The sequence below is a fragment of the Cytobacillus sp. FSL R5-0377 genome (assembly GCF_038004385.1).
GTDB lineage: Bacteria > Bacillota > Bacilli > Bacillales > Cytobacillaceae > Cytobacillus.
On sequence record NZ_JBBORA010000001.1, the window covers coordinates 3,356,210 to 3,368,220 of the forward strand.

At 41.5% G+C, this 12,011-nt stretch carries 9 protein-coding genes and 1 other annotated feature; of the genes, 2 read left to right on the top strand and 7 right to left on the bottom strand.

Annotated features, from left to right (window positions below; genetic code table 11):
- Position 1: 1 nt before the first annotated feature.
- The 3 genes from NSQ49_RS17140 to NSQ49_RS17150 all read right to left on the bottom strand — a co-directional run bounded on the left by NSQ49_RS17140 (position 2) and on the right by NSQ49_RS17150 (position 2,541).
- Positions 2–1,174: an acetoin utilization protein AcuC gene (locus NSQ49_RS17140; RefSeq protein ID WP_251283918.1), complete on the bottom strand. Its 1,173-nt coding sequence runs from the start codon at positions 1,172–1,174 to the stop codon at positions 2–4.
- The gene (locus NSQ49_RS17145; protein WP_159870922.1) at positions 1,171–1,818 is read right to left on the bottom strand and encodes an acetoin utilization AcuB family protein; all 648 of its coding nucleotides are present in this window, start codon (positions 1,816–1,818) and stop codon (positions 1,171–1,173) included. The genes NSQ49_RS17140 and NSQ49_RS17145 overlap by 4 nt, the downstream gene beginning before the upstream one ends.
- 90 nt (positions 1,819–1,908) lie before the next feature.
- Positions 1,909–2,541 carry a GNAT family N-acetyltransferase gene (locus tag NSQ49_RS17150; RefSeq protein ID WP_159870925.1) on the bottom strand — a complete coding sequence of 211 codons (633 nt, stop codon included), beginning with the start codon at positions 2,539–2,541 and terminating at the stop codon, positions 1,909–1,911.
- Between the two features lie 221 nt (positions 2,542–2,762).
- Here NSQ49_RS17150 and acsA point away from each other — a divergent pair, with 221 nt between their 5' ends.
- Complete coding sequence (gene acsA, locus NSQ49_RS17155) at positions 2,763–4,481, top strand: acetate--CoA ligase (RefSeq protein ID WP_159870928.1); 1,719 nt, start codon at positions 2,763–2,765, stop codon at positions 4,479–4,481.
- Positions 4,482–4,583: 102 nt separating this feature from the next.
- On the opposite strand, the gene NSQ49_RS17160 is transcribed toward acsA, so the two are convergent.
- Positions 4,584–7,478, bottom strand: coding sequence for a transglycosylase domain-containing protein (locus NSQ49_RS17160; protein WP_159870931.1), 2,895 nt, complete (start codon positions 7,476–7,478; stop codon positions 4,584–4,586).
- A gap of 152 nt (positions 7,479–7,630) precedes the next feature.
- Positions 7,631–7,855, top strand: a binding site (T-box leader).
- Between the two features lie 76 nt (positions 7,856–7,931).
- Between NSQ49_RS17160 and tyrS the strand changes: the two genes are divergently transcribed.
- Entirely contained in the window at positions 7,932–9,191 is a 1,260-nt protein-coding gene (gene tyrS / locus NSQ49_RS17165; protein WP_251283919.1) for a tyrosine--tRNA ligase, read from the top strand.
- A gap of 242 nt (positions 9,192–9,433) precedes the next feature.
- Here tyrS and NSQ49_RS17170 read toward each other — a convergent pair whose 3' ends face one another.
- Genes NSQ49_RS17170 through NSQ49_RS17180 form a run of 3 tightly spaced genes read right to left on the bottom strand, consistent with a single transcriptional unit; the run spans position 9,434 to position 11,788 of the window.
- Complete coding sequence (locus NSQ49_RS17170; protein WP_251283920.1) at positions 9,434–10,537, bottom strand: sensor histidine kinase; 1,104 nt, start codon at positions 10,535–10,537, stop codon at positions 9,434–9,436.
- Entirely contained in the window at positions 10,527–11,210 is a 684-nt protein-coding gene (locus tag NSQ49_RS17175) for a response regulator transcription factor (protein ID WP_159870939.1), read from the bottom strand. The genes NSQ49_RS17170 and NSQ49_RS17175 overlap by 11 nt, the downstream gene beginning before the upstream one ends.
- Before the next feature lie 2 nt (positions 11,211–11,212).
- A complete protein-coding gene (locus NSQ49_RS17180; protein WP_251283921.1) occupies positions 11,213–11,788 on the bottom strand; it encodes a VanZ family protein in 576 nt (191 codons plus the stop codon).
- Positions 11,789–12,011: the final 223 nt, after the last annotated feature.

Consider the following 12,011-nt stretch of genomic DNA (forward strand, 5'->3'; position numbering starts at 1 on the left):
CCTAGAAAGACTCTGTCATTGTCTTGTGCCGAATGGGATAAAGCACCTTGTCCACCGTACGGGCATTTTTTTCAGTTATTTCACTTTTACGGGGAATTGGCTTATATAAATCAGCCGGATCATCCCATTCAGTTGGAAGAGGAACGGGTGCGTGTTCTTTCCACTTGTTTATCCATTGTTCCGGTATATTGCCGTAACAATTAGAGTTTTCGGTCATTTCAAGCCAAATCATGGTCCATGCCCGGGGAACAACTCTCCAAATATCATAACCGCCACCGCCGACTGCAATCCATTTACCGCCACAGTATTCATGGGCAATTTCATGGGCCAGTTTCGGAATTTCCCTGTAGATCTTTATAGTAGATGATAAATGGGTAAGAGGGTCAAGATAATGTGCATCAGCACCATTTTGGGTCAGAATTACATCAGGCTTGAAAAATTCTGCAATCTCCCGGAAAGCTGTGCGGTATGCATGAAGCCAGGAATCATCTTCAGTAAATGCATCCACGGGAATATTGAAAGAGAATCCATATCCTTTGCCTTGCCCCCGTTCATTAACATTTCCGGTGCCGGGAAAAAGATATCGGCCGGTTTCATGAATTGATAAGGTGCATACATCCGGATCATCATAAAATGACCATTGGACACCATCACCATGATGAGCATCTGTATCCACATACAGTATTCGTGCTTTATACTTCTCCTGCATGTACTTTATGGCTACTGAGCTATCATTGTAAATGCAAAATCCGGAGGCTTTTCCCCGAAAACCGTGGTGAAGGCCTCCGCCAAGATGCAGTGCGTGCTTAGCACGTCCGTTCATAACAGCATCAACGGCTGTCAGAGTGCCTCCTACTAAAAGGGAGCTTGCTTCGTGCATATTGGGAAAAATAGGTGTGTCCTCTGTTCCGAGCCCATAGTTTTCACCGATATCCTCCGGAAGCTGTCCCCGGCCGGCAAGCTTGACCGTATTTACATAATTAGGATCATGAATCAGGTGAAGCTCTTCATCCGCAGCCTGCCGAGGCGGGATAATATGGCAGTCATCAATAGCATCGATATTTTTAAGCAAATCGAGTGTCAGCTTCAGCCTTATCTGATTAAAAGGATGATTTTTGCTGAATTTGTAGTTCAACAGGTCTTCCGAATAAACAAATACTGAATCATGTGTCATAGTGAAATCCCCGGCATATTTGGCCACAATACATGATGGCCTGCTTTTTTCAAATCTTCAACTACAAGCGTGGGGTTCATTGTCTGTACCCTTATAACCAGTATTTTGAATTTATCATCCTTTTTGTCTGGGTATACAAGGACACTCTGGATATTTGCTTTCCTTTTGCAGATGACTTCAGCGATTTCAAACAGCATGCCCGCCTTGTTAGGCACCTTTACTTCAATCTGCGAGCCTGGCTGATGAGCTCCCGTCAATTGAACTAATGTATGAAGCAAATCTGTTTCTGTGACAATCCCAACCAGTTTATTATCGTTTAAAATGGGCAGGCAGCCAATGCGCTGTTCATAAAAAACCGCAGCAATTTCTTCAGCAAAATCAAGAGGATGACCTGTAATGATTTCTGTCTTCATAATCATTTTCAGCGGCCTTTGCAGATCTTCCTTAAATAGTTCTGTATGAAAAATAGAAGGTGTGGCATCACGAATATCTCTATCTGTTACAAGTCCCTGCAATCTGCCATCTTTATCTGTTATCGGCAAATGACGGATTCTTTTTTCGCTCATAATTCTTATGGCATCGGCAATAGTGTCTTCTTCTGACAAGGCCGTGATATCGGTTTTCATAATTTCTTCTACAATCACTTTAAATGCCTCCTTATAAAATATATGGAGAAACATTCATGCCGTAATAAATAGTCATGCATGAACTATGTATTTTGTTTTTATTAAGATTTAATACATAAAACGATTCATAAAGCGAAGGCGGTCAAATTGCTGAACAGAATCCTGGTCCACTCTTTTTCCAATGCGGGCCATTAGGCAATTTGCAGGGTGAGAACTGATTTCCGGGTCATCTGTGGCATACCATTCAAGACCGCCGGCATTCATCATCTTTTCCATGATTTTTCGATATTCCCATACATTCAGGCCAGTTCCTTTTAAATCCCAATGCCAATAATATTCAGTTGTTATAACAATATAATCCTCCATTGCATCGTCCATCATAGAAACCTTCAGCAGGTTCTTGCCTGTTCCCGAACCCCGGAAAGCTGGAATTACTTCTATCGCACCCAATTCAATTAAATTATTCATTTTACCCTCCGACCAGCGTTCAAGAGGATCGGGATACAAGTAAGTAACATAGCCGACAATGGTATGTCTGTCACGGGCGACTATAATTCTGCCCTCAGGCAATCCCGCAATCTCTACAAGTGCTTTATGCTGCTGAGCCGGCGGCCTGAAAGCCACAAGATCTTTATGAAACTCATAATCTGCCAATTTTTCAGGTGCAATTGGCCCCTCAATGATTAAATTTCCATTGGCTGTTTTTAATTCCTTTGCATTATACGTTTTTTTATGTTCCATGAATTCACCACCCGGTAGCATGTTCAATGTACCTCTATTATACATAAAAACGAGGATGATAAAGCGCTTTCACATAATTTTCTGTGTAATTAAAATAAGTTTGTGACAATTTTCGAGTTTGTTCACAATTGTATTTTTACTCTATCAAAATTTTAAAAATTGAGAAAATATAATGTTTATACTATAATAATATCAAATCTAAATAAGGGGGAGAACGATTTATGAAAGTGGAAGCGCTGCCAGTAACACAAGGGGACTTCAATTTAAAGAATTATGATGAACTTTATGAAAATTTCAACTGGGCTGATGCAGAAAAAGAATTTTCCTGGAAAGAAACCGGGCGCATGAATATGGCGTATGAGGCCATCGACCGCCATGCGGAATCTTTCAGGAAAAATAAGGTTGCCCTTTATTATCGTGATGGACAGAGAAATGAGAAATATACGTTCAAAGAAATGAAGGAACTATCCAATAAAGCGGGAAATGCATTAAAAGCATATGGAGATGTTGAGAAAGGCGACCGGGTGTTTATCTTTATGCCGCGTTCTCCTGAACTCTATTTTTCCGTGTTGGGGGCTGTTAAGCTTGGGGCTATTGTAGGGCCTCTATTTGAAGCTTTCATGGAAGGAGCTGTCCGTGACAGACTTGCTGACAGTGAAGCAAAAGTCCTGATTACAACACCTGAGCTTTTGGAGCGAGTGCCTGTTGACCAGCTGCCTGCTTTAAAGCATGTATTCCTTGTAGGGGAAAATATCGAAGAATCCGGGCCATATGTAGATTTTAATAAAAGAATGGCTGAATCCAGCAGAAAGCTCGCAATTGAATGGGTAGACGGAAATGATGGGCTTATTTTGCATTATACTTCCGGTTCAACAGGCAAGCCAAAAGGAGTTCTGCATGTACATAATGCAATGATTCAGCATTACCAGACAGCTAAATGGGTGCTGGATTTGAAAGAAGAAGATGTATACTGGTGCACTGCTGATCCAGGCTGGGTAACCGGTACTTCATATGGCATTTTCGGCCCTTGGCTTACAGGGACTTCAAACCTTGTGGTCGGGGGAAGGTTCAATCCGGAAACCTGGTATAAAATGATTGAGGAGTATGGCGTTACAGTTTGGTACAGTGCTCCGACTGCTTTCCGCATGCTGATGGGAGCAGGTGATGAGGTTGTGAAGAAATTTGATTTAAGTTCTCTTCGCCATGTCCTCAGTGTCGGTGAACCGCTAAATCCTGAAGTAGTCAGATGGGGTACAAAAGTCTTTAACATGCGTATCCATGATACATGGTGGATGACAGAAACAGGCGCACAGCTTATCTGCAATTATCCATGCATGGAAATAAAGCCGGGTTCTATGGGTAAGCCGATTCCGGGTGTTAAGGCAGCCATAGTCGATGATCAGGGCAATGAACTGCCGCCTAACCGTATGGGCAACCTTGCGATTAAAAAAGGCTGGCCTTCCATGATGCATGCCATCTGGAATAACGAGCAAAAATATGAATCTTATTTTATGCCAGGTGATTGGTATGTTTCCGGAGACTCGGCTTATATGGATGAAGATGGATACTTCTGGTTCCAGGGCCGTGTAGATGACGTTATCATGACTTCTGGCGAACGTGTAGGACCATTTGAAGTAGAGAGCAAGCTGATAGAACATCCTGCTGTTGCAGAAGCTGGGGTTATCGGCAAGCCAGATCCTGTCCGCGGAGAAATAATTAAAGCTTTTGTTGCTTTACGGGACGGATATGAACCTACTGAGGAATTAGTGGATGAAATCCGCCAATTTGTTAAGAAGGGCCTTGCTGCCCATGCTGCTCCGCGTGAAATCGAATTCCGCGACAAGCTTCCAAAAACACGAAGCGGAAAAATCATGCGCCGTGTGCTTAAGGCATGGGAACTGGATCTGCCAGCAGGTGATTTGTCTACAATGGAAGATTAAGAAAGCTGAAGGCCGCTGTTTAAAGACAGCGGCCTTTTTGTGCTTTGAACGTACAAAATAAAGAAAAGCAGAAATCCAGTCACTGAATTTCTGCTTCTCGTTTTAACCATTTTCAGATGATGTGTCTCCACCTTCAACGGCTTCTGATGGTTTTTCTTCCTTGGGTTTTTCTTCGGCTGGCGGATCTTTCGGTTTTTCTTTCTTAGGCTTATCTTGCTTTGGTTTTTCTTCCTTAGGTTTTTCTTCTTTAGTTTTCCCTTCTTCCGGCTTTTTGCCGATTGCCACTACATTGGAAGGAGCAGACTCTCTGCCGGCAATGTCAACGGCTGTGACATGGATCGAGCCGCTTCCAGCCTTAAAGCTAAGAGAGGAGCCGGCTTTTATGGTAGCGACTTTTTTGCCTCCGTTATAGACGCGGTAACCTATTACATCATTTTCGGAGTGCGCGCCCCATGAAATGGTTTCACCCGAAGCTTTTATGCCTGGGGCTGCAGGGGCTTTACCATTGTCTTTGAGCTGGTCAGCGCTAGTCAGTATGCTCTTCCAGCGTTCTTTATTCGGAATAAGAGTACTTAGATTTGCTTTAATTCCGAATAGTTTTTGAATATAATCCGGATTCACTACCATTCCAGGTTCAGTAAACTCTGCTGGTGTTGAGTCAAGTGCCATATATTTTTTCTCGCCAATTCGTACAAGTTTTCCATTGCCAAGGCTGTCATCAGCTTTAGTAGGAACAAATTTTGCATTGAATAAATCAGTCTCAACCAGGCCAGCTTTAGAACAAGCCTCTGATGGAAGCAGGCCGGAAATGGCACAGAATGAACGTCTTACGATTCCGCCCGGCATTTTAAAGCTTTCGCTCGGGTCCACAAGGTCAGGGGCAACGTCATATGCTGCATTCATCAGATCTGCCCAGAGATAGTTGGTACGCAAGCTATAGCTTAGAGGCCCTGGAGCTTTTAATGATTTAGGCGTATCATATCCAGACCAGATGCCGAAAGTGACATTTGGGTTGGAAGCGACAAACCAGGAATCTATGAATTCGGTACCGGTACCGGTTTTCCCCGCCCAGTCAGAGCCGAACTTCAATCTGCTCTTAATCGATGTGGCAGTTCCGCTGTTAATAACGTCTCTCATCATATCAATGGTAAGGTACGCTGTCTGCGGGCTAAATACATCAACAGGCTCGGACTTATGCTGGAAAATTACGTTCCCGTTTTTATCAGTAATTTTTTCAATCATAAAGGCGTCAATAAATTTTCCGCCATTTGCAAAAGTAGTAAAGGCGTTTGTATTTTCTTCTACTGTTACGCCATATTCCAGTGATCCGATGGATGTAGACAAGTTTGTATAGTCAGGGCCGATCAGAGAAGTGAAGCCCATTTTCTCCAGGTAAGCTGCTGGCCTCTGCCCGACGATATCCTTATAAAGCTTTACAGCAGGGACATTGTACGAATGTTTTAGTGCTTGTCTCGCTGACACAAGCCCGCTATAGGTTTTCGTATAGTTCATTGGCCAAGGTCTATTTACTGCCGGATTAAGGTGCAGCGGCACATCAGGCAGAATGGTGCCGGGTGAGGCTTTACCAAGTTCCATTGCCGGAGCATACACTAAGAGCGGCTTCATGGTTGAACCATTTTGTCTTAGAGCACTTGTGGCATGGTTCAGCTGCTCACGTTTGTGATCACGTCCGCCGACAAAACTGATGATTTTCCCTGTCTTATTTTCAATTAAGATAGCACCAACTTCTACGGGCTCCATGATTTGTTTATCTTCACCGGTTTCTGAGTCCTTAATCGTTTCAGGTTTGTCAGGCCCGTAATAAGGGTATTTATCTTTAACCTGCTGCATTTTATCATAAATATCTTTGTTGATTGTTGTATGAATCCGGAAGCCATTCTGGCGGATTGTCCGGTCTGCCAGAGTCCTGTATTCTTCGCGGAGCTCGTCATCTTCTTGTAAATCCCGCTCTTCATATCCATCATTCTTTGCGAGAATCTTAGTCATGATGTTTACTGCGCGTTCTTCTATTTCATATGTTAAATATGGGTACTTTTCCAATGGGCTCTCAGAAGCTGTTGTGAAATCCTTTGTCAGGTCGTAAGCCAAAGCTTCTTCGTATTGCTTCTGGTCAATTTTTCCATCATCATACATTCTTTTCAGAACGGTTTTCATCCTGGAGAACCCAGGTTCCAGATTCTCTTTGACCGTTCCCTCCCTTGTAAAAGGAGTGTAGCCGAATGGACTCTGAGGAAGCCCTGCTATGAATGCGGCCTGAGGCAGAGTTAATTCTTTTGCACTCACCCCAAAAATGCCTTTGGCAGCTGCTTCCACTCCGGCAATATTCCGTCCGGATGCATTTCTTCCAAAGGTGGACACATTCAGATATGCTTCCAATATCTCTTTTTTATCAAAGAATTTCTCCAGACGCAAAGCAAGCAGAATCTCTTTTGCTTTCCGTTCGAAAGAAACTTCATTGGTTAAGATTTGGTTCTTTATCAGCTGCTGAGTCAATGTACTTCCGCCGGATTGAACAGATGAATTTGTTACTTCCTGGAATAGTGCGCGCATAATCGCTTTTGGCACCACACCGTCATGTTCGTAGAAATATTCATCTTCAGTGGCCACTACTGCGTTAATTAAGTGCTCAGACACATCATCAAGCTTAACTTCTTCGCGTTCAAGGTCTGTTCTGAGCTTTCCGAGATATACATTATTTGCGAAGTATAGCTGTGATGTTTCTTCATAGTCATAAATATCTTTTTTCATGCTGGCATAGGATCTGATAGGTTCATCCTTTACAAGCGACGCGAAATAACCGGCTCCGAGTCCTCCCGCAAATGCACCGCCGATGACAGCCAGTATGATAAAAAGCAAAGTAAGGTTCCAGATAACCTGGTAAGTTATGCTCGCACCTTTTGCAGCTTTCTTATTTCCAAAAAGGCCTGGAGTTCGCCTCAATTTGTCAAGTAACATTTGAATCTTTTCTTTCATCATATCAATCCCCCTAAAATCACATCTATTATAGCACAATGTGACAGCCGAATATGACATGGTTCGCCATTTATCTGAAATTTCCTTTTTTGAACAGGCATTTGACATTTGGCTCATTTTTGTGATAAAAATATTCTATCTTAGACGTTAATATTTTACAGGCATTGATGGGAATCCAGTAATGCTTCTATCCCTGTTTCAGAAAGCCGGCGTTTGCTGCGAGCCGGTACAAATAGAAGGATGAAATACCTCCCTGAGCTTTCACTGTCAACCTGCACAGCAGTTATAGCAGTGGACGGATTATCCGTTATTCTAAAAGAGTGGAGGACATTTATCCTCAATCTGGGTGGTACCGCGCAAACTGATCATGCGTCCCTGCATAATTGCAGGGGCGCTTTTTGCATGGTTAAAACCTTTAATGCCTTGAAAAATAGCCGTTAATTAGGAGGAATTAAGATGAGCTTACTTGAAGATCTGCAATGGAGAGGAATTGTTTATCAGCAGACAGATGAAGAGGGGATCAAGGATACTCTCGAAAAAGAGAATATTTCTTTATACTGCGGTGTTGATCCCACTGCTGACAGCATGCATATTGGACACCTGCTGCCATTTCTAACGTTAAGGCGTTTTCAAAAAGAAGGTCACCGTCCAATTGTACTTGTTGGCGGGGCTACTGGACTTATTGGTGATCCAAGCGGCAAAAGTGAAGAGAGGAAGCTGCAGACTCTTGAAACAGTACAGCATAATGTGGACTGCATTAAGGGCCAGCTGAAAAGAATTTTTGATTTTAATAGTGAAAATGGTGCAATCATGGTTAACAACTATGATTGGGCAGGCTCGATGGATATCGTAACGTTCCTGCGTGATTATGGGAAGCATGTCGGAGTCAATTACATGCTCGCTAAAGACACCATTTCTTCCAGGCTGGAAACAGGAATTTCCTTTACTGAATTCACTTATACCATCCTGCAGGCAATGGATTTCCTTCATTTATATGAGAACCATAATTGTAAAATACAAATTGGCGGAAGCGATCAGTGGGGGAATATTACTACCGGGCTGGAGCTCATCCGTAAAATGGCGCCTGAAGGTTCCAAGGCTTTCGGCCTGACCATCCCTCTTGTAACGAAAGCGGATGGAACAAAATTCGGAAAAACGGAAAGCGGTGCAATCTGGCTTGATCCGGAGAAAACATCTCCTTATGAGTTTTACCAATTCTGGATTAACACTGCAGATGCGGATGTAATCAAATACCTTAAGTTCTTTACCTTCTTATCCCGTGAAGAAATTGAAGATCTTGAAAAAACTGTTCAGAACGAACCGCATCTCCGCAAAGCCCAAAAAGCACTTGCTGAAGAAATGACACGTCTGATTCATGGTGATGAAGCATTAGAACAGGCTGTCAAAATTACAGCAGCCCTCTTCAGCGGAGATATAAAAAACCTTTCGGCTGCAGAGATTAAACAAGGATTTAAGGATGTTCCATCTTATGAGCATACGGAAGGAGAGGAATTGGGCATAGTTGAGCTGCTTGTTGCTGCCCAAATCTGCCCATCCAAACGCCAGGCGCGTGAAGATGTGACGAATGGCGCTGTTTCAGTAAACGGAGAGCGCATAACAGAGCTTGATTACACTCTTACTGATAAAGACAAGATAGAAGGTCAATTTACTGTCATTCGCCGCGGAAAGAAGAAATATTTCTTGATTAAATACTAAAAGTGAAAAGCCCTCCTGTGACGGAGGGCTTTATTTTGTTAGTAGCTGCATCAAGAAAAAGGATTAAGATTCTGAATAGCTAGCAGATCCAGTTAATTAATGACGCGAGTTGGGCAGAGTGAGAGAAAAGGGAGTTAATCCAGATGGATTACCGCCGAAAATGGAGGCAGAGTGAGGAAAAAGGGAGTTAATCCAGATAATCTAACAAAAAAACTGCCGAAATGCATCAGCAGTTTTAATATTCATTTTAAAAGTGCCACAGTAAATGTGGTTTTGCCTGTTGTACTGTTTACTTCAATGGTTCCTCCGTGCAATTCTATGATGTTTTTGGCAATGGCTAGTCCTAAGCCTGATCCGCCAGTAAAGGTAGAACGGGATTTTTCGACTCGATAAAACCGTTCGAATATATAAGGAAGGTCCGTTTGAGGAATCGCTGCACCATAATTAGTCATATTGATCATAACGTATTGATTTGATTCACTCAAAAAAATATCAATGTATTTCCCCTCATGTCCATAACGAACTGCATTTTGAAAGAGATTATCAAATACCCTTACCAGTTTGTCCCCATCTCCAGAAACAATAGGGCTTTTTGCTGTCGAGTGAAGACGCACTTCCATTCCTGCATTTTCGAGCTGGAGCTTATATTGTACCACCAACTGATTCAGCATTTCTTCAAGATTAATTAGGTTTTGATCTAAAGGCATAGATTGATTTTGTGTATAGGTATAGTCAAAAATATCGTTGATTAAAGTGTGTAAGCTAACAGCTTTATCATGTATAATCTGAGTGCGATATCTTAATTCCACCTCGTCACGATATCGGTCATTATTGATTAATTCAAGATTCCCTAAAATGGAGGTGAGTGGAGACCTCAGATCATGTGCTACATTTGTGATTAGCTCACTCTTGGCTTGCTCTGCTTTTTTTACGTTTTCCACTGCTTGTTTGTGAGTGGTCATAATATCACGAATACCTTTAGCTACAGGTTCGAATTCAGAAGGAACAGCTAAGGGATGGTCCTTGTTTTCTGATTGATTTAAGTTTTGCACTTCTTGGGCAATCTTCCTTAAATGAAAGGATAGATATCGTATTCGTTCGATGTGATAAAAAATCGAAAGATACAGTACCAGTAATGGAATGAAAAAAATAGGGAACAGAAATTCCCGAAAATAGGATAAAAGAAAAAATAAGCTTTCAAAAAAACTTGAGTTGTTTTCTAAGTACCAGATAGCAGGCATTAATAAGAGATACGTGAAGCCAGTGAAAACAAATGACAGGATGACATATAGGGTAATTTTCCAATTCGGCAAGTGATGGATTAGACTGATCAGTTTATTTTTCAATCTTATAGCCTACTCCCCATACAGTCTGGATGATTCTCTCACCGGGCAGGGCTGCTTCCAATTTTTCACGTAAATTACTGATATGCACCATAACTGTTTGATTCGACCCTCCACTAGGCTCCTTCCACACCTTTTCAAATATTTCTTCTGATGTGAAGACACGTCCGCGATGACTAGCCAGTAAAAATAATATATTAAATTCACGTACTGTAAGTTTAATGGGAACATCATCAAGTGTGACAGTATGACTGTGCTTATCGATAATATAAGATCCTACATGTATAATATCTTGTTCTTTAGGTGAGGACTGGTACGATGCTCTTCGCAGAAGTGCTTTCACACGTGCGGTTAATTCCAGGGGATTAAATGGTTTTATCATGTAATCGTCTGCACCTGTCATTAATCCCATAATCTTGTCTATATCTCCAGCCTTAGCACTCACCATCAGGATTGGAACATGACTATGTCGCCGAGCCTTTTTGCAGAATTCCAATCCATCCATTCTTGGCATCATAATATCTAAGATGATGAGATCGAAGGGTTGGGCTTTAAGAATTTCAAATCCTTCTATCCCATCTGTTGCTTTTATTATGTCATAGCCTTCATTTTCTAAATAAATCTGCATTAATTCAGCGATTTCCCGGTCATCTTCTACGATTAGGATTCTCGTCATTATCAAACCTCCATAATCTGCAATTCCAAATGCTGAAATATTTTCTTAAAGAGAGATATTTTATATAGTTTGTTGATAATCATAAATCCAATCACAGTCCCAGCAGTATTTGCAATTATATCATTGATGTCTGAACTGCGGCCACTGCCCAATGTAACACGAATAAGTAATTGTATGAGCTCAAACGAAAGACTAAACATCAATCCAAGCGCAGCAGCTTTTTTTATACCTGCCATGTTCTTTATTAATAATGGTATATACACTCCCAATGGAAGCATCATGAGTATATTTAGTAAGAATGTCTTGATGTCGATCGTCACGATGGGAATAGCATTAATAGATTTATACCATGGAGTCTGATTAGCATAACGCCCGAGATTCACACCGATAGGGAAAAATACCAAGTGAATGACACACAGCAGGTATATCACAAATGAGACTAAGGTGACATAATGCATAATGCTGACTGTTTTTTTTCGTTTATTTATCCAGAAAATGAATCCTATAAGCACACCAATAAATAGAGGTAATAAAACATACCATGATTTAATCGTAAACATAATTGAAATTTCATCCATAAAAAATCCTCCTAAATCTTTACTTTAAACACAAGATAAGTTTAGATGGAAATTCTAAAGATTTTTTAAAGAAGGATTAAAAGATATATAAAATGTTTTTAAAGAGCGTGAGTAAACGGTTCCTGCAGGCTATTAATTTTATATGGAGTGAAAATATTCTCTTTCGATTCAGAAACCCTCATTATCTTTTTTCTTCCTTGGCAGCAGTGTTTTTCTATCCATG

Coding starts and splice junctions, on each gene's coding strand:
- NSQ49_RS17140 (WP_251283918.1), bottom strand. CDS start 1,174: ATGACACATGATTCAGTATTTGTTTATTCGGAAGACCTGTTGAACTAC.
- NSQ49_RS17150 (WP_159870925.1), bottom strand. CDS start 2,541: ATGGAACATAAAAAAACGTATAATGCAAAGGAATTAAAAACAGCCAAT.
- acsA (WP_159870928.1), top strand. CDS start 2,763: ATGAAAGTGGAAGCGCTGCCAGTAACACAAGGGGACTTCAATTTAAAG.
- NSQ49_RS17160 (WP_159870931.1), bottom strand. CDS start 7,478: ATGATGAAAGAAAAGATTCAAATGTTACTTGACAAATTGAGGCGAACT.
- tyrS (WP_251283919.1), top strand. CDS start 7,932: ATGAGCTTACTTGAAGATCTGCAATGGAGAGGAATTGTTTATCAGCAG.
- NSQ49_RS17175 (WP_159870939.1), bottom strand. CDS start 11,210: ATGACGAGAATCCTAATCGTAGAAGATGACCGGGAAATCGCTGAATTA.
- NSQ49_RS17180 (WP_251283921.1), bottom strand. CDS start 11,788: ATGGATGAAATTTCAATTATGTTTACGATTAAATCATGGTATGTTTTA.